We start from the raw sequence: 17,087 nt of genomic DNA, 5'->3' as shown, positions 1-17,087 counted from the left end.
GTCTCGGTTAGTAGCACGCGTCTCGCCGGAGCAAATTCATCATCGCATCCCCCTACCCCAACGTTACCATGACGATTCCCGCTATTGCGAGCACGGAGGCGATCACTTTTCGCGAGGTGAAGGGTTCCTTAAGAAAAACAGAGGCAAGAATGAGGACGTAGATGGAGCTGGTCTGGTTGAGGATCGCCGCAGGACCCGCCGACGTGTATTTCATCCCGGCGACCCAAAATATGAGCGCGAAGTACGAGCCGAGGAACGTTCCCGGCACCGAGTACTTCCAATTCCGCGCCGGCCGGAACAACGAAAATATCTTGGCGCGACCCGGCACCAGCAATGCGACGGGAACCAGCACGACGAGCGCGCCGACTTGTCGCATTGTCGTCGCCCAGAGAACCGGTGAGTCGTTCAGCACCGGTTTGGCGATGACGATTCCGAGCGCAACTGTGGCCATCGAAAGAAATCCGTAGAGACTTCCAATCACAATCTGTTTAGCCGGTGTGCCTGCAGGTGGCTCGTGGCGGGCCGCGACAAGCGCACCGGTGATGACCAGCGCCATCCCCGCAAACTGCCACGCCCCGAGCTCTTCACCGAGAAGAAAGAAGGCAAACAGGACTACAAAGGGCGCGTACAGGCAATCTACGATGGCCATGATCCCCGCCCCAACCCGATTCAAAGCCATGAGAAAGAGCGTGTCGGAGATCGCGATTGCGATCACCCCGCTCGCAAAGAGGATGAGATAGTCCTTGAGAGGTGCCTCGCGCAGCACCTCCTGCCCCGACACCGCGAGCGTCAGGAGAAGAGCCGCCGTCGAGACCACCACTCTGAATACGTTGAGCGCGAATGGCGGGATGGTCTCTCCCGACCACTTTAAGTAGATGACCGCGGCGGCCCACACCACCGCGGTCATAAGTGCGTAGAATTCACCCACGTGGTTCACCCATGAAACATCAGGTCCAGTTCACACCCCGAGAACGCCCGCCGATCTCATTTCTCCATGCCGGGCATTTCCACTTTCTTGTATCCTGCCGGAATCTCAAAAACGGAAGGATCGATGCCCGAGGTCTCGATACTCTGCGTCTCGGTGATCACCTCCAGGACAGTCTTCGGACCAGTCTGAGCCTGTGCCATTTCCAATTTCTGCTTTTCTTTTTCTTCTTGCTTCTTCTTCACTTCATCCTTGGCTTTCTTCTTGAACAGACTGCCGAGCGCCGACTTCACGTCCCGCGCCTCAGTTATCGACTTTACCTTTCCTGCCTCCGCCTCTTCACCTGATTCCGTCATCTCCGCCTGTGCAGAAACTCCCTCTTGCGCACTTGCCTTCTCTTGAGCGTGCGTGGTTGTCGTAATAGAGAGAGTCGAGGCGACGGGATATCCGTTGAGATCTTCGAGTTTCTCCTTCACCTTCTTGAAGGCATCCGCATATTGGCTCAACAAACCGGCCATCGCTCCGCCCTCAGTAAGTCCCATCTTCTCCGCCATCTTTGCGTCGAAACCGCGCAGTTCCGCGGGCACCTTGTTGATCGGGGCCATCCAGGCGTCGTTCTTGACCCAGGTGGTGTCGGCTACGTTGCCGGCGCCGTCCACACTTACGCCCCGCATGGTGACAATCACTCGTTCACATTCCAGTCCGGCGACGGTCCTTTTCTCGCCGGTCCTCTTCACGTCAACCGTGGAGTCGAACTGCTGCACGGCTCTGCGCAACGAATCTGCATTCATTCGGCTCAGTCGCTCTGCCGACGACTGCATCATCTGTCGCATCTGCGCAAAGGTGAGCTCCGTGTACGTCTTCTTCTCATGGTCTATGGTCCAGATGAGTTCTTTGTCCAATCGAGTGATGGAAGTCGCCTCCTTGGCGCCCCGATTCATCAGGCTGGAGAGCTTGCCCGAGTACTTGGTGATCCCTTTCGTGCATTCCTTGTCTCCCGAGATCATCAACTTCTCGACAGTCTCAGAGGCTCCGAATCCGCCGAAACCGTTTGACTTCGCCAGTCTCTGTACGGTGACGTCTGCGCGCACCGCACCGTAAGTCACCAGCGCCAGGACGACTGCCGTAGTGAGAATTACCAGACACAGTCTGGATTGGCTTTTGAACGCGTTGGGCATGACTTCTCCCTCCTGTTAGGATTCCTTCCCGTCAGTATCCTCTCCACCGTCTCTTAGTGTCTTTCCCGCCGTGATGATAAACCAATTCTCGTCCGCCGTCATCGTGGCATTTTCGCTGCACCCGCCTAGCTGCCCCCCGCAGGATCGCCTGCGTGCGTATGCCTCACGAGAGACACAATCTCGGAGGCGATTTCCTCGATGGGTTTTCCAGTCACGTCAATGACCGGCCAATTGTGCTTCTCGAAAATTCTCAACGCGTATACGACTTCACGACGTACGTATTCCTGGTCGGCGTATTCCGTGGGGACTCCACCCAGGTATCTGAGTCGGACGCGGCGCAATACGGCAAGCGAATCCACGTTCGAAGTGAGACCCACTACGTGTCCGGGAGGCAACTCGGAAAGGATGGGCGGCGGCTCTATATCAAGCACGATTGGTACGTTGGCGACGAGCCAGCGCTTGAACGCCAGATAGACACTGAGCGGAGTCTTGAAAGTCCGCGACACTCCCACAATGACTATCTCGGCGTGCGGCACGTCCTCGATGTGTTGCCCGTCGTCATGCCGAAACGCAAACTCCATTGTCTCGATGCGACGGAAGTAGTCCTCGTTCAACTGTTGAAAGAGTCCCGGCTTCTCTACCGGCGAGACGGCGAGTTGATGAGACAGCCGCGACAACAACGGACCCATCAGGTCGATTGTTTCTACGTTGTGCAGACGCCCCGCGCGCAGCATCACCCTTCGAAGATCGTTCGAAACCAGCGTGTGTACGATGAAACCTCCGACTCGCGCCGCTTCTTCCACCGCATCACGTACCTGCTGCTCCATCCTGACGGCCGAGCGCACCTCAATCTCTATGTTCACACCCTGGAACTGCGTGAGGGCCGCATTCAGCGCGCGTTCTGCCGTCCCTCCGGTACCGTCCGACACAACAAAGACACGATACATGCCGGTGCCTCCAATCCTGCTCGCGCGGCCTCAGCAACGGACACTGGCGAATCCGCCCCGAGAACCTACCGCTCGTACGAAGCTCCTGACTGATAGACGACTCTTCCGCCGAGTATCGTGCAGACCACCTTTGTGTCGAGGATCTCCTCTTCAGGGACGGTCATGATGTCTTTGGACAACACGACAATGTCGGCCAACTTTCCCGGCGTGATCGAGCCCTTCGTGCCCTCTTCAAAGGCGGCGTAGGCGCAATTCATCGTGGAGGATCTCAACGCCTGCTCGCGGGTCATTCGCTCGTCGGGATAGAAAAGCGTGCCGTCCGGCAATCTACGCGTAACGGCAGCATAGAAATTCGCGATGGGATCTACGTCTTCGACCGGCGCGTCAGTACCGTTGGCGACTATCGCTCCGGACCTTATCAGCTTCTGCCAGACGTACGCACCCTCCCGCGTTCTCTTCTCCCCTATTCTCTCCATCACCCACGATCCGTCAGACGTGCAGTGGACAGATTGCATTGCCGCAATGACGCCCAGCTTGCCGAATCTGGGGACATCCGAGGGAGCGACGTGCTGCGCGTGTTCGATTCGCCACCGCAAGTCGTCGCTTTCCGGATGCTCTTTGAACACGTGCTCGTAGACATCGAGGACTTCTCTGTTGGCGCGGTCTCCAATTGCATGAGTACAAAGCTGGAAACCGTTTTCGAGCGCCAGTCGGGCAGTTTCCCTGAGAGATTCTATAGAGATCGTGTTTAGACCGGTGCAGCCTGGGAGGTCTGAATATGGCTCCAGAAGCCAGGCGCTGTGAGAACCCAGGGCGCCGTCCATCAACCGTTTGATGGCGCGCACGGTGAGCATCCCACCTTCTAGGCCGATGATCCTGTACCCGGGAAGACATTCCTCGAGGCGACCGTTGTCTTCGTCGATCATCACCCAGAGCCGGACCCCGAGCTTTCCTTCCCCCGCGAGCTTCTTATACAGCTCGAGTAGGTCGAACGTGGCGCCGGCGTCCTGAAAACTTGTGATTCCCTTGGACAGACATTCTCGCGTTGCCAAGGCGATCGCCGCTCGTCTGTCTTCTTCGATCGTCCTCGAGCCGCGTTTGGCCTTATCCTCATCCGAGGCCTTCCGGAATACGTCCCCGGCCGTCTCGAGGAAGATGCCCGTGGGGCTGCCGGCCGGAAATCTGAGAATCCTCCCGCCAGGAGGATCTGGCGTTGACTTTGTGATTCCGACGTGTTCCATGGCCCTGACGTTGACCAAGACGACGTGCCCGTTGGCGTGCCTCAACAGCACCGGATTCCCGGGGGCCGCCTTGCTCAGCAAGTCGTGAGTCGGATAGCCCTCGACGTTGGGCTCCGGAATCGTGTCCCACTTCTCTTGGTGCCATCCTCGACCGACTATCCACTCACCTGGTTTCGCCTTCTTGGCCGCTTCTTCCACCCTGCGCACAATGGCGCCCCAGTTTCTTGTCTTAGTCAGGTCCAGTTCGATCTTCGAAAGGCCGAGATCGAGAAAATGCCCGTGCCCCTCTATGAAGCCGGGCACTGCCAGGTCGCCTTGGAGATCGATCATTCTCGTTCTGGGGCCGCAGTAGGGCCTGATTGCGTGGTTGCTCCCCACTGCCACGACAGTGTCGCCTTGAATGGCCACGGCCTGAGCCTCGGGCAGACTGTCATCGACTGTCACAATCTTTCCGTTGACCAAGACGAGGCTCGCCGGCGTCACCTGCCCGCAAATCGCCGTATGTGACAAAATCATAAGCATCGAACCCACGACCAAAGGAAGCCCACACCCAATCACTGGCAATCTAATCATAAATGCTGCCGCTTTCGTGTGCAGCGCCAAGCACCATGGAAACGTGCCTCTGGAAAGCATCACGCTCTTCGGAAGTAATCCTTATCAGAGTGGCGCCGTGCAATCCAGCCAAATATTCGGATGAGGAAAGCTGATTTCCAGGATCTCAACACGAGTTTTCACCTGTTGCCAGGCAATGACGCGAGGGTTAGTATAAAGTACAAGTCTCTCTGACCAACGTGGAGGTACATACATGGAGCACGAGGCAAAGGAAACGAGCGCCAAAGAACTCATGGCGCAGGCGGCTGAGGTCTCCGGCCTGGTCCAATACCAGAACGGGGCCGTCGTCAGCAAAACGGTCGTCAACAGGAAGACGGGGACCGTGACTCTGTTTGCGTTCGATGCGGGACAGGGGCTGAGCGAACACACGGCGCCGTTCGACGCGCTGGTACAGGTCATCGACGGTGAAGCGGAGGTCGTCATCTCCGGCAAGCCCCTGCGCGTGAAGGCAGGAGAAGTGACAATCATGCCGGCCAACGAGCCGCATTCGCTCAAGGCGATAGAGAAATTCAAGATGATCCTGACGATGATCAGGTCATAGACAGAGAGAGGGGCAATTGCCCCTCTCTCCATTGTGACTGCTTGCTGCATCCATCGCCGCCGCTTGCCTACGCACGGCTCCGAATTCCGCACGGCCGCTTGCTTATGCGCGGCCCTGAATTTCGCCCCGCCTCCTGTGCGCTCCGCGCACAATCTACTTGTTCTCTTCGCTGATTCCCATGCCGCTTCGATCCGGATAGGACGGCCTCGGGACGGGACGATACGGATGCTCCGCTATCTCTTTCAGCATCAGGTCAATCCCGGCATCGAGTTGCGGATCCTTCCCGCCGACCATCAAAGCCGGATCGTCAATGACCTCGATGTCCGGCTCGACACCATTGCCTTCGACACCCCATGTCCCATCGTTCTCATAGAACGCAAATCTGGGAACGGTCACCGACTGCCCGTCAATGAGGGCGGGGTTGCCGCTCATTCCGATGAGACCGCCCCACGTGCGCCTGCCTATTAGCTTGCCCACTCCGGCCTTGCGGAACCAATACGGGAAGTAATCACCGCCGGATCCGGCCTCGCCGTTTATCAACATGCATTTTGGCCCGTGGTGAGCGTCCGGGGGCCACACCATGTTTTCTCCCTTGGTTCTAGCCGCCCAGTAATTTGCGATGGGTCGATTCAGGAGTTCAACGAAACGCGTGGGGATCTGCCCTCCCCCGTTCCAACGCTCGTCAATGATGAGCGCCTGTTTGTCAAGCTGACCGACGAACTGGCGAACCAACTCGTTCTGACCGAGAACGCCCGTGTCGGGGACGTAGATGTAGCCCACCTTGCCGTCCGTACTCTTGTCAACGTAGGCGCGGTTCTTCTCAATCCAAGCTCTGTAGCGAAGCTCTCGCTCGCTGTCCATCAGTTTGACGAGAACCTGACGTGCCTTTTCGGTGATCTTGGGCTCCGCGCTCACCGTCAGACGAACAGTACGTCCAACCATCCCCTGGAAGGCCGCCCATGGATCTTTGGCGGCGTCAATGGGAACACCGTTCACTGCGAGTAGGTAATCCCCGACCTTCACCTCGACTCCGGGTTGACTCAGGGGACCCCTGGAGTCTTCGTCCCACGGAGCACCTTCCAGAATTCTAGAAATGCGATAGGCGCCGGCGTCGAGTTCGAAATCGCATCCGAGCATGCCCACCGCCACGCTGGGCGCCTTATCTGTGTTTGCTCCGAAATAGTAGGCGTGCCCCACGTTGAGCTCAGCGATCATCTCTCCGATGACGTAGCTCACGTCCTCCCGCGAGGAGCAATCATCGAGCATCTTGACGTACTGGTCGCGTACGGCCGTCCAATCTATGCCTTGCATGTTTGGATCGTAGAAGAAATCCCGCTCGATACGCCAGGAGTCCATAAATACCTGCCGCCATTCTGCACGCGGGTCTATTTCAACCGACATCCCGTCCGTAGAGATCGTGGATTCCATCTTCTGGTCAGGCTTTGCATCCACTATGGCCATGACGTCGCCCTTGCCGAAGACCAAGAGTTTCTTGCCGTCGCTGGACATCGTGAAGCCCTGCACTCCTGACAGGACCGTCTTCTCTCTGTCCTCCTCCTTCTCCTCATTCAGGTCGAATACGTGAATCACAGAGTTCGCTGGTCTGCGGGAAGGCTCTTCTTCGTCGCTGGCTTGTGGAAAATTCCGAGCGTACACGAGCTTCCCTTCGTTGTTCACGCAGAGCGTCGAGAAATTCCCTGGTTCGACGGGAAGCGCTATTGCCCTGTGCTCAAAGCCCTCGAGGTCAATCTTCACGGGCTCCGGCGCTTTCTCTTTGTCACCGGAATCTCCCTCACCCTTTTCCTTACCCTTGTCCTTGTCTTTCGTGACGTCTTTGCCCTCGCCATCCTTGGTCTTGTCCTTTTCTTTCGAAGCGCCGGCGTCCTTCTTGTCCTTATCCTTGCCCCACTTCTCGTCGTCGCTCTTAGGCGCGAAGGGAGAAGCCGTGACGCTTGTCAGCGGGACGACGTAGAGACGGCCCGTCTCTGAATACACCCACGTGGTGCCGTAGTCCTCGTAAGTGGGCGAGGAGAAGTCGCGGTTGCTCCTGAAGAAAAGGTACTTGCCCTCGCGGTCGAAGGTCGGCCACGAGTCATTGAACATGCCACTGGTAACCTGGTGCCTTTCTTTCTTGGCAATGTCGTAGAGCCAGATGCGGTCCGGCATTCCAAGGGACTTGCTGATGGAATATGCAATCCACTTCGAGTCGCTCGACCAGCTGACGCGCGAATACTCCGAGCCCATGCCGGGATAGTGGTCAACCGACCTGGTCTCCCCGGTGTCCACGTTCTGGAGGTACAGGTTTCCGACTTGATCCCAGAAGGAGATCCACTTTGAATCCGGTGACCAAACCGGTGCGAAGTAAAAGCCTTTGTCGAATTTCGTGAGCTGGCGCGGTTTGCCCGCGCCGTCCGACTGCGTGACATAGAGCTCGTATTCGCCGGTGGCGTCGGAAAAGTAGGCGACCCATTGCCCGTCCGGACTCCACGTGGGGAATCGCTCGGCAGAGCCGCTCGTCCTGGTGAGGTTGAGCGTCGAGCCGTTTTTCGCGGGAAGCGTCCACACGTCGCCCCTGGCTTCGAGGACGACCCTCTTTCCGGTGGAGGATATGTCGCCGTCGGCGATGACGTCCTTTGCATCAAACAACTGCGGACGAAGCTTGGGTCTGTCTCCAGGAATCGTGACTTTCACGACCTGTGCTTTTTCGGTGCCGACGTCCAGGAGGCAGAGGTCGGGGCCAAGCTGAAAAACGATTTCTCCTTGACCGTCGGAGCCCGGTCCGATCGAAGGCCACTTCACGTCAAAGTCTTTGTAATATGTGACCTGCCTGCGTTGGCCGGTCTTGGTGTCGTAGACCCAAATGTTGAGACGGTGACTCTCTCCCTCATCAGACATGTAGTAGACGCGATCCCCCTGCCACATAGGCTGTGAATCAGTGCCTTCCCAATCCGTGATCTTCTTGGAAGTGTGGCCGGTCAGATTGAAGAGCCAGACGTCCGAGGCCATGCCGCCGCGGTACCGCTTCCAGGTTCGATTGTCTGCCGTGAAGGGCGTGTAGGCCAACCACTTGCCGTCGGTGCTTATGCTTCCGTTGGAACCGTAAGGGACGGGGAGTTTCTCCGGAAGACCGCCCTTTGCCGAAACCGTGAAAAGCTCGTATTCACGCGGGTAGTCCTTCACTGCACCTGCGTAGTAGATCAGACGGTCGCCGGAGGCCCATCCCGTCAGAATCTCACGGGAAGGATGATGTGTGACCCGGAAGGGCACGCCGCCCGAAACGGGGATCGTATAGACGTCGTAGTTGCCGTCGTAGTTGCCGACAAACGCTATCGTCTTGCCGTCGGGACTGAACCTGGGAAAGGTTTCCTGCCCAGGAGGGCTTGCCAGTGGCGTGGCCACTCCGCCGTCCTTGGGCACGAGCCACAGGTCGTTGGCATAGGCAAACGCGATATGTGTGGCACTCACGGCGGGGAACCGCAGCATTCCTGCGTGCGGCTCCACGGCGAAGGATTCGGTCGCCAACGAAGCCGTCATGGAAAGTGCGGCGACGAACAAGGATGCAAAAACACAGAGTGGCCTTCGCAGCATGCTTCTACCTCCTGGGACAAACAGTCAAGACAACTTGAAAGACAACTCGCGACGAGCGACACATCCCTTGCGGTCTTCTCAGTATAATACGTGAGAAAAAAGATAAGGTTCGCTCTAAATGGAACTCGCTTACCAAATGGGAATCGCTTGATCAACAAGGGTAGTAGCGGTTTCCCGGGGGCCGGTTGACTGCGGGCTGCCCGGCGGGCGGACATAGAACTATTCCCGGATCCTGCAGCCACGGCGCGACAAGGGTCGCGGCGGCTGACAAATCATGTAACTAACTGTCACGTCAGGGATTGCAGAGGCGCCGCGCCACCGATGACTGTAGCCTCACCAGCCTCCGCTCTCGACGAAACTCTCCACTCTCACTCAAGAACCACGATGTTCTTCTTTCTACAAATCTCCTTGAGTGTCTTGGGCCACACGGTGACGCTGACTTCGCCGAGATGCGCCTTCCTCAGCAGTAGCATGGTCGTCCGCGACTGGCCTATCCCGCCGCCGATGCTGAGCGGAATCTGGTCGTTCAGGATCGCCTGGTGATACGGAAGTTTCAAGAAATCGAGCTGCCCGCTGAGTTTGAGCTGCTGTTTCAGGGTTTCTTTCGTAACGCGGATTCCCATGGACGTGAGCTCGTGGCGGCGCTTGGTCACCGGGTTCCAAACGAGGATGTCGCCGTTGAGCCCGTGCATCGGCTTACCGTCTTCAGATACCGTCGGCGTCACCCAGTCGTCGTAGTCTGCCGCCCGCATCTCGTGCGGGTAGCCATCCGCGAGAACCCAGCCGATACCGATGATGAATACTGCCGGATAGTGCTCCGAGATGAGCTTTGTCTCGCGCTGCTTGCGCGGCAGGTCGGGATACATGGCGAGAATGTCCTCTGCGTGGAGGAATTTGAGCTCCTCGGGCAGGTTCGGATAGCGCGGGTCCTTCAGCTTCGGGAACATGCCTTGGACCATCTTCTCGGCCCCGACCAGAACTTTCCATAGCGTCCGGACTGTCTCTTTTAGAAAGTTCAGATTGCGCTGCTCCGCCGTGATCACTTTTTCCCAGTCCCACTGGTCGACGTACGAGCTGTGATCGTGGTCGAGGAAATAGTCCTTGCGCACCGCGCGCATGTCGGTGTTGATCCCCTCGCCCACCTTGCAGCCGAACTCCCGGAGTGCCAACCGCTTCCACTTGGTCGCAGCCTGCACAACCTGGGCCCTGATTGGCTTGTCGAGCCCAAGCCCGCAAGGAAATTCCACGGGGGTTCGAGAACCGTCGCGGTCAAGATAGTCGTTGATCCCGCTATCGAAGTCCACAATGAGCGGCACCTCTACGTGAAACAGGTTCAGCCCCTTGTTCATGTTGTCCTCGATGTATCGCTTCAGCGCGTGGAGGGCGATCTGCGTCTCCTTGGGATCGAGGATAGACTTGTAGCCGCTCGGCAGGATTTTCTCGACTTCCTCGTACGTGCTGATACCGGGTCCAGCGAGGTCTGCTTTCTTATCTGACATCGTCGTCGCTCCTGATTCTTGGGTGGATTCTTGCTGCGCTACGGTGAATTGGTGCGCACCGAGAGCTTTCACAAAACAAATTAGGGTACCACGTGGCCGCCGAAATGGCAACCGGATTCTGGGGGGACGGCAGGTCGCAGCTTCCCGCGTCAAGCCGTGGTGCGCTCGGGTCTGAGCAATTCGTCCAGCTTCTTGTTTCGATCCGCTGGGTCCATAGCAGGTTTCCGGAATTTCTCTTCAAAAGTGGGGGCGAGTTTCCTGTACAGGACTCCCGCGGCAATGGGCGCATCAGAATTGTAGTCCCATTCCCTGATCTTAGCCGACACCTGACCGTAGTCGGTCGGGTCGTGCTCTTTCAGTTCGTACACCCTCTGGTTGTAGTTCTCATACATATTGAAGAACGTGACGCACACCTGGAGTACGTCTACCAGCGCAAATCCCTTGTGAGAGATCGCCTCCCTGAAGACTCTCTTGAGCAAGTCAAGGCCATGCGAGTAGCCGCGCGCAAGAAAAGTGGCGCCGCTCGCCAGCATGAGTTCGAGAGGATTCAGCGGAACTTCGAGGGCGCCTCTAGGCGTGGAACGTCCCTTGAAACCCTGAGGCGACGTGGGAGTGTATTGCCCGGTGGTAAGCCCGTAGACGCGGTTGTTGTGGATTACCATTGTGATGTCGACGTTTCTCTTGGCGGCAAAGACGAGATGCTCCAGCCCTTCACCGTACGCGTCGCCGTCGCCCGCGAAGCCGATGACCGTCAAGTCCGGATTCGCGATCTTTATGGCTTCCGCAACGGGGACTACTCTTCCGTGAATGGAATAGAAACTGTTTACGTTTACATAATCAACGATCTTGGCGTGGCAGCCGATTCCGGAGACCAGCACGACTTTCTCTAACGGAGTGCCTTCATCGACCAGGGCCTTGAGCACGGCTTTTATGGAAGTCAGGATCGCAAAGTTGCCGCACCCTGGACACCACGTGTTCTTTGCTTTTGTCGCCAGTTCAAGCTGGGCCATTTAGATCTCCCACCTCTCGCTTCAGCTCGTCCACGGAGAAAGATCTTCCATCATACTTGGAGATTCTTTCGTCCACGCTAAAACCGTGACTCCCGACGAGTCGTGCAAGCTGACCGGTGGCGTTATTCTCAACGGAAATGACTTTCGTAACGCCCTCGAGAGCCTCGCCCAGTTTCCTTTCCGGAAACGGTGAGAATACGTGGACCTGTACGACCCTGAGGCCGAGATCTTCTCCAACCTCGGTGCAGACTCCTTTGTTGGAACCCCAGCACAGGAGCGCGGTAGCGGAGTCTCTCTTCCCGTATATGCTCACGGTTTCGTAGCCATCGAGCTCCTGAGACAAGACTGTTTCTTTGCGAAGCCGCTTCTCCTGAATCTTCTTCGTGGCCAGAGCCTCCTCGGTTGTGATTCCGTATTCGTCGTGCTCGTAGCTGTTGACCTTTATCACCGCGTCTTTGTCCGGCACGAAAGCCAGGGGAGAGATTCCGGTCTCAGTATCCAGGTACCTCTTGTAGGCGTCTTTCCTGTCCCAGAGGACCGGCCCCTGCTCTTCCACGTTCCTCACAGAATCCACGTCAAAGCTGAACGCACCTTCGGCCATTTCCTTGTCCGAGAGAATGATGGAGGGCACCTGGTATTTCCAGGACACGTTGAGCGCCACCTGTGACCAGTAGAAGGCTTGTTCGGCGTCGCCGGGAGCGACCACGAAACGCACAAACTCGCCCTGCCCGGCGTTCAACGCAAAGTGTAGCTCGGTCTGCGAGGTATAGGTGGGGAGCCCCGTGCTCGGCCCCGGCCTCTGCCCCAAGACGATCACTACGGGCAGCTCGGCCATTCCGGAGAGGCTCAGGCCCTCATTCATGAGGCAGAAGCCACCGCCCGACGTGCCGACGGCCGCCTTCTCGCCCACGTAGGAGAAACCCAGAGCCATCAGTATCACGGCGATTTCGCTTTCGGGATGGATCACCTTCAAAGAGAAGTCCTCTGCCACGTCCGCGAGAAAATGCAAGAGATTGGAGGAGGGCGTCATGGGATAGGCGACGTATGTCTTGAGCCCCGCCTTGATAAAGCCCAGACCGATTGCTTCGTTGCCCGTGAAGACGGGAAGCGGCGTCTGGTCGAGCGGTTCCAATTGCATGATCGGCTCGGCGCTGTCGAATCCCGCGCGAGCGAGCGCGAGATTAAGATCTATTTCCCTCGGAATATGTTTCCTGAACACCTTCTCTAGAACTTGCCACTCGATTCCCACTCTTCCGCAAAATGCGCCTATCAGACAAGAATTCCGCATGATGGGAGCGGCGCCCTGCTCTTTCATTATCTTCGCGAGGGGAAGCCCAAGCCGGCCGTTCTTCATCGCGCCCGGTTTCACAGAGTCAGAATCGTAGATTACGCGAGACGAATCCGTGAGCTTCCGTGTATGTAGATCAATGCCGTCCTGATTGAGCGCGAGGAGAAAATCGATCTTGTCTCTGCACGCAGAGATCGGGTTGCGTGACGCTCTGATCACCGAGAAATTGTGCCCGCCCCTTATCAACGACTGATAGTCAAGGGACATGTAGATGCGGTGGCCAAGTTCGCTCAACAGCCTGGAGAGGAGAAGGCCCGCCTGATTTATGCCGTCTCCCGCTTTTCCCGCAATCAACACAGAAAGGTCGCTCATTTTCCGGACTCCTCTACGGGTATGTTAGCCATTCTCGGTTCTCGCCGCAACCGCAAAAGACGCACCCTCGCAGTGCACCAGGTGGGCCGGCGTTCTGCAGTACGCGTATCACTTCGCTGTATCATCGATGCCTGGCCGTGATTCGCGAACATAGGCGGGCTCCGATCGCCGGCAACGGCATCCGCTCCTACCGCTGACGGGTCGCGCAAAGATAGCGCTTGACAAGAAAGCGGTCATATCATATTATTGATAATAGTTACTAATACCAGAAAGGATGTGTGCTACACATCATGAGGTCACCCTCGAGGACAAGGAACACGAAACAACGCCGCATCGTTCTGGAGGAGCTCCGAAAAGTGACTTGCCATCCGAGCGCCGATGAGCTTTATAATATGGTTCGGCGAAGACTCCCCCGAATCAGCATGGGCACCGTATACAGAAACCTCGAGCGTCTGGCCAGGGACGGCCTCATACAGAAGCTTGAGATTTCAGGCACGCAGAGGCGCTTCGACGGCAATGCCAACAACCACTATCACATGCGCTGCCTGAGGTGCGGCAGGGTCGCGGACTTGCACGTTAAGAGACTGATCGGAGTAGAAGACGTTACCAAGGGGGTAACCGATTTCGAGATAATGGGCCATCGAATCGAGTTCATCGGCCTATGTCCGCAGTGCAAGAGAAAGAAGATCGCTTTTCGGACAAAGTCTGAGGCGCCGGCCGGGGAGGACAAGAGGTACTCCCGGAAACGGGACAAGATACATCAATAGGCGACGAATCAGGCGGAATCGAGGGGATCGGAAACAGCCGGAGGAAACCAGAAAAGGCCGGGCACGGCCGGAAGGGAGAAACGAGATGAAACTAAAGGGCTCAAAGACCGAGAAGAACGTTCTGACCGCCTTTGCCGGAGAATCACAGGCCAGGAATCGCTACACCTATTTCTCCAGCCAGGCCAGGACGGATGGATTTATCCAGATCGCCGACATTTTTGAAGAGACTTCCAACCAGGAAAAAGAACATGCGAAGCGTCTCTTCAAGTTGCTCGAGGGCGGCATGGTCGAGGTGCAGGCCTCGTTCCCTGCCGGCGTCATAGGAACCACCGCAGAGAACCTCAAGGAAGCCGCGGGCGGCGAACACTACGAGTGGGAAGAGATGTACCCCGGATTCGCCAAGATCGCCCACTTGGAAGAATTCTACGACATCGCAAAGATATTCGGATCTATCGCAGTGGCGGAGAAACAACACGAGAAGCGCTATCTCGGCCTACTCGCGAACATCAAGGCAGGCACCGTATTCAAGAAGAAACAACCAGTCGCGTGGAGATGTCGCAACTGTGGTTACCTGCACCAGGGGACCGAGGCGCCGGAGGAATGCCCAGCCTGCGCCCATAAGAGAGAGCACTTTGAGCTTTTGTGTGAGAACTGGTAGCCGCGAAGATCTGCGATCGCGCTATTCTGCGATGAATGGAGAGGTAGTGCGCACTGCTTGCTGGAGACAACATACGGTGGATACTGGAAGCGTGGACGGAGGGCGAGATCGTCGTCAAGGTACGCCACGGTGTGACGCCGATCTCGCACCTACCGCCAGCAGCAGTGCGCCAGATTTTTGCCATAACGTAATTGAAGCGTGTACGTCGGAGACGCCTCTTCCTTTTGGAAAGGCGTCCGCGACTTTTCGGACGAGAGGAGGGTATACAAATGACCGCCAAATTGCAAGTCTACAAGTGTGAGATTTGCGGAAACATCGTAGAAGTTCTTCACGAAGGCCAAGGCGAGCTTGTGTGCTGCGGCCAGCCGATGAAACTGCTCGTGGAGAACACGACCGACGCCTCCAGGGAAAAGCACGTACCCGTGATAGAGAAGACGCCGAACGGAGTCAAGGTCAAGATAGGCAGCGTTCCGCATCCCATGGAGGAAAAACACTACATAGAGTGGATCCAGATAATGGCGGACGGGAAATCTTTTCGTCAATTCCTGAGTCCGGGGAACGCCCCCGAGGCCACGTTCGACATCAAGGCGGACAAGATAGCGGCCCGCGAATACTGCAACGTGCACGGGCTTTGGAAGGTGTAGCTGTAGAACCACGAGGTCGCGACGGAGGTGTATCGATGAAAAGATGGCGCTGTAGTGTCTGTGGATATATCCACACAGGAGACAAACCACCCGACACGTGCCCCAATTGTGCTTCCCCTAAGGAGAAGTTCGGGGAAGTGGCGGAAGACTTTGACCTGATTCACATGCAATATGGTCAGAAACTTTCCTACGGTCAAGACGTGGAGGTGAATCCATTTTTCGGAAACTACGCAAGCTTGTCCCCCTACGTGTACAACTTGCCCGTGGGTAAGAGGGTCGGCTTGCACAAGCATCCGACAACTGACGAGCTCTTCTTCATTCTGAAGGGCAAAGTGGAGTTCAGGGTGGGTGACAGGCAATTGGTGGCAGTGGAAGGCGACCTGGTTCAGGGCAGAATGGACATACCGCATACCTTCAAGAATATCGGCGACGAACCTGCGGCGTTTCTCTCAGTGAAGGGCCCAAAACCCGTCGACCTGGTAAAACTGGAGTAGTCGGATTCACACTGTGAGAAGAACTGCCCGAGGCGAGAAGGACAACCTGAGAGGAGAAAATCAATCATGAGTGAGACGCTGGACCGCAAGGCACTGTACGTCCTGAGTTACGGTATGTACGTCGTGACCTCTCACCTGGGGGGCAAGCTCAACGGCCAGATAGCCAACACAGTGTTCCAAGTCTGCTCCGAGCCCCCGCGCATAGCCGTCAGTATCAATAAGAACAATCTCACACACGAGTACATTTCTAAGAGCGGCGTGCTTGCCGTCTCGGTGCTTGACGAGCCCACTCCCATGACTTTCATCGGACTTTTCGGCTTCAAATCGGGTAGAGACGTTGACAAGCTGGCCCAGGTCAGGTACAAGAACGGCGTCACGGGGTGTCCCCTAGTTACGGAGAACGCCCTGGCTGTGATGGAGGGAAAAGTCACCGGAACTGCCGACGCCGGCACACATTCGATATTCGTTGTGGACCTGGCAGCCGGGGAGGTCCTCCGAGAAGGAACTCCTCTCACCTACGCTTACTACCACGAAGAGAAGAAGGGCAAGGCTCCAAAGTCGGCTCCAACGTACGCCGGGACCCAAGAAACGACCGCGCAAGAGGAGGCACCAAAGAAGATGAAGAAATACGTATGCAACGTTTGTGGGTATGTCTACGATCCCGCTCTCGGCGATCCGGACAACGGAGTTGAGCCGGGAACCACGTTCGAGAAGCTCCACGACGACTGGGTCTGTCCGGTTTGTGGTGCCGGCAAGGAGGATTTCTCACCGCAAGATTAGTCTGAGAACCAGTGTGCGATTCTGGAGGGCTCCGCTTGCCGGAGCAGGCAGGTCTGCCAGTGTTCCCGAATCCAGCAGACGCATTGGCACTCTGGCGGCTTCGCGTGCTGGGGCAGGCAGTCTCGTTGCATTCTGCTTTTTCTCTTTGACTCCACGCACCGGATGCGCAACTACCCGGCGGCTTTCCACGGGCTCTCCTCCGCTTCTCACCGCGTGACCTAGCTGCGCAACCGGCCTTGAGTGAAACACTTGCCGCGCCCCGCCCCGTTCCGCCGGCGGCGTGGCACACGTTATGCAATATAGTGACCAGTGACTGACATAGGCCGGCAATCCCGGTCGCAGAATACTGCCCACCGACAAGAGCAAACTACTCGAAAACGTAGGGCGCAAAGTCACCGGCCTGGAAATGGCAGCGGGACTGCCGAAGTGGGTGCCATTGGAACCCGTCCCCACTTTTGCGAACGGGTTTTTCGTCAGAGAGGAGACGTCGAAGAGGAGAGTCTAGTGAAGCGCAGCGACACAGTGGTAGAGAGAGCCACAACG

At 57.0% G+C, this 17,087-nt stretch carries 14 protein-coding genes, 1 pseudogene and 1 riboswitch; of the genes and pseudogenes, 7 read left to right on the top strand and 8 right to left on the bottom strand.

Annotated elements, in window-relative coordinates; all coding sequences use genetic code 11:
• Positions 1-52 precede the first annotated feature (52 nt).
• The 4 genes from NTX17_05420 to NTX17_05405 form a co-directional block, all read right to left on the bottom strand.
• Positions 53-928 (bottom strand): DMT family transporter, encoded by an 876-nt coding sequence (locus NTX17_05420; protein MCX5800810.1) that lies wholly within the window; start codon positions 926-928, stop codon positions 53-55.
• 56 nt (positions 929-984) lie between these two features.
• Entirely contained in the window at positions 985-2,103 is a 1,119-nt protein-coding gene (locus tag NTX17_05415) for a hypothetical protein (GenBank protein ID MCX5800809.1), read from the bottom strand.
• Between the two features lie 125 nt (positions 2,104-2,228).
• A complete protein-coding gene (locus tag NTX17_05410) occupies positions 2,229-3,050 on the bottom strand; it encodes a kinase/pyrophosphorylase (protein ID MCX5800808.1) in 822 nt (273 codons plus the stop codon).
• 65 nt (positions 3,051-3,115) lie between these two features.
• On the bottom strand, positions 3,116-4,864 hold the full coding sequence (locus tag NTX17_05405; GenBank protein ID MCX5800807.1) for an amidohydrolase: 1,749 nt from the start codon (positions 4,862-4,864) through the stop codon (positions 3,116-3,118).
• Positions 4,865-5,096: 232 nt separating this feature from the next.
• Here NTX17_05405 and NTX17_05400 point away from each other — a divergent pair, with 232 nt between their 5' ends.
• Entirely contained in the window at positions 5,097-5,444 is a 348-nt protein-coding gene (locus tag NTX17_05400; GenBank protein MCX5800806.1) for a cupin domain-containing protein, read from the top strand.
• A 153-nt stretch (positions 5,445-5,597) separates the two neighbouring features.
• Here NTX17_05400 and NTX17_05395 read toward each other — a convergent pair whose 3' ends face one another.
• The 4 genes from NTX17_05395 to NTX17_05380 form a co-directional block, all read right to left on the bottom strand.
• Positions 5,598-9,032: a PDZ domain-containing protein gene (locus NTX17_05395; protein MCX5800805.1), complete on the bottom strand. Its 3,435-nt coding sequence runs from the start codon at positions 9,030-9,032 to the stop codon at positions 5,598-5,600.
• Positions 9,033-9,400: 368 nt separating this feature from the next.
• Entirely contained in the window at positions 9,401-10,531 is a 1,131-nt protein-coding gene (asnA, locus tag NTX17_05390) for an aspartate--ammonia ligase (protein ID MCX5800804.1), read from the bottom strand.
• A gap of 149 nt (positions 10,532-10,680) precedes the next feature.
• Entirely contained in the window at positions 10,681-11,541 is an 861-nt protein-coding gene (locus tag NTX17_05385) for a thiamine pyrophosphate-dependent enzyme (GenBank protein MCX5800803.1), read from the bottom strand.
• Positions 11,528-13,201 (bottom strand): 2-oxoacid:acceptor oxidoreductase subunit alpha, encoded by a 1,674-nt coding sequence (locus tag NTX17_05380; protein ID MCX5800802.1) that lies wholly within the window; start codon positions 13,199-13,201, stop codon positions 11,528-11,530. The genes NTX17_05385 and NTX17_05380 overlap by 14 nt, the downstream gene beginning before the upstream one ends.
• Positions 13,202-13,491: 290 nt before the next feature.
• On the opposite strand from NTX17_05380, the gene NTX17_05375 reads away from it, so the two are divergent.
• From NTX17_05375 to NTX17_05350, 6 genes and pseudogenes are all read left to right on the top strand, one after another.
• Positions 13,492-13,968, top strand: coding sequence for a transcriptional repressor (locus NTX17_05375; protein MCX5800801.1), 477 nt, complete (start codon positions 13,492-13,494; stop codon positions 13,966-13,968).
• Positions 13,969-14,053: 85 nt separating this feature from the next.
• On the top strand, positions 14,054-14,626 hold the full coding sequence (locus NTX17_05370; protein MCX5800800.1) for a rubrerythrin family protein: 573 nt from the start codon (positions 14,054-14,056) through the stop codon (positions 14,624-14,626).
• Positions 14,627-14,895: 269 nt separating this feature from the next.
• The gene (locus NTX17_05365; protein ID MCX5800799.1) at positions 14,896-15,270 is read left to right on the top strand and encodes a desulfoferrodoxin; all 375 of its coding nucleotides are present in this window, start codon (positions 14,896-14,898) and stop codon (positions 15,268-15,270) included.
• A gap of 35 nt (positions 15,271-15,305) precedes the next feature.
• Complete coding sequence (locus NTX17_05360; protein MCX5800798.1) at positions 15,306-15,764, top strand: cupin domain-containing protein; 459 nt, start codon at positions 15,306-15,308, stop codon at positions 15,762-15,764.
• A gap of 114 nt (positions 15,765-15,878) precedes the next feature.
• Positions 15,879-16,274 (top strand): annotated as a pseudogene (locus NTX17_05355) (flavin reductase family protein).
• 108 nt (positions 16,275-16,382) lie between these two features.
• Positions 16,383-16,544: a rubredoxin gene (locus NTX17_05350; GenBank protein MCX5800797.1), complete on the top strand. Its 162-nt coding sequence runs from the start codon at positions 16,383-16,385 to the stop codon at positions 16,542-16,544.
• 351 nt (positions 16,545-16,895) lie between these two features.
• Positions 16,896-16,970: riboswitch (cyclic di-GMP riboswitch) on the top strand.
• Positions 16,971-17,087 lie beyond the last annotated feature (117 nt).

The sequence above is a fragment of the Candidatus Eisenbacteria bacterium genome (genome assembly GCA_026388185.1).
In the GTDB taxonomy this organism is placed as follows: domain Bacteria; phylum Eisenbacteria; class RBG-16-71-46; order JAFGJU01; family JAFGJU01; genus JAPLKG01.
Note: the sequence above shows the minus strand (reverse complement) of the source record. Positions and strands in the feature narration are given on the sequence as shown.

What these genes read in the sequence shown, in the direction of transcription:
- NTX17_05415 (MCX5800809.1), bottom strand. Translation starts at nt 2,103, where the DNA reads ATGCCCAACGCGTTCAAAAGCCAATCCAGACTGTGTCTGGTAATTCTC.
- NTX17_05410 (MCX5800808.1), bottom strand. Translation starts at nt 3,050, where the DNA reads ATGTATCGTGTCTTTGTTGTGTCGGACGGTACCGGAGGGACGGCAGAA.
- NTX17_05405 (MCX5800807.1), bottom strand. Translation starts at nt 4,864, where the DNA reads ATGATTAGATTGCCAGTGATTGGGTGTGGGCTTCCTTTGGTCGTGGGT.
- NTX17_05400 (MCX5800806.1), top strand. Translation starts at nt 5,097, where the DNA reads ATGGAGCACGAGGCAAAGGAAACGAGCGCCAAAGAACTCATGGCGCAG.
- NTX17_05395 (MCX5800805.1), bottom strand. Translation starts at nt 9,032, where the DNA reads ATGCTGCGAAGGCCACTCTGTGTTTTTGCATCCTTGTTCGTCGCCGCA.
- asnA (MCX5800804.1), bottom strand. Translation starts at nt 10,531, where the DNA reads ATGTCAGATAAGAAAGCAGACCTCGCTGGACCCGGTATCAGCACGTAC.
- NTX17_05385 (MCX5800803.1), bottom strand. Translation starts at nt 11,541, where the DNA reads ATGGCCCAGCTTGAACTGGCGACAAAAGCAAAGAACACGTGGTGTCCA.
- NTX17_05380 (MCX5800802.1), bottom strand. Translation starts at nt 13,201, where the DNA reads ATGAGCGACCTTTCTGTGTTGATTGCGGGAAAAGCGGGAGACGGCATA.
- NTX17_05375 (MCX5800801.1), top strand. Translation starts at nt 13,492, where the DNA reads ATGAGGTCACCCTCGAGGACAAGGAACACGAAACAACGCCGCATCGTT.
- NTX17_05370 (MCX5800800.1), top strand. Translation starts at nt 14,054, where the DNA reads ATGAAACTAAAGGGCTCAAAGACCGAGAAGAACGTTCTGACCGCCTTT.
- NTX17_05365 (MCX5800799.1), top strand. Translation starts at nt 14,896, where the DNA reads ATGACCGCCAAATTGCAAGTCTACAAGTGTGAGATTTGCGGAAACATC.
- NTX17_05360 (MCX5800798.1), top strand. Translation starts at nt 15,306, where the DNA reads ATGAAAAGATGGCGCTGTAGTGTCTGTGGATATATCCACACAGGAGAC.
- NTX17_05350 (MCX5800797.1), top strand. Translation starts at nt 16,383, where the DNA reads ATGAAGAAATACGTATGCAACGTTTGTGGGTATGTCTACGATCCCGCT.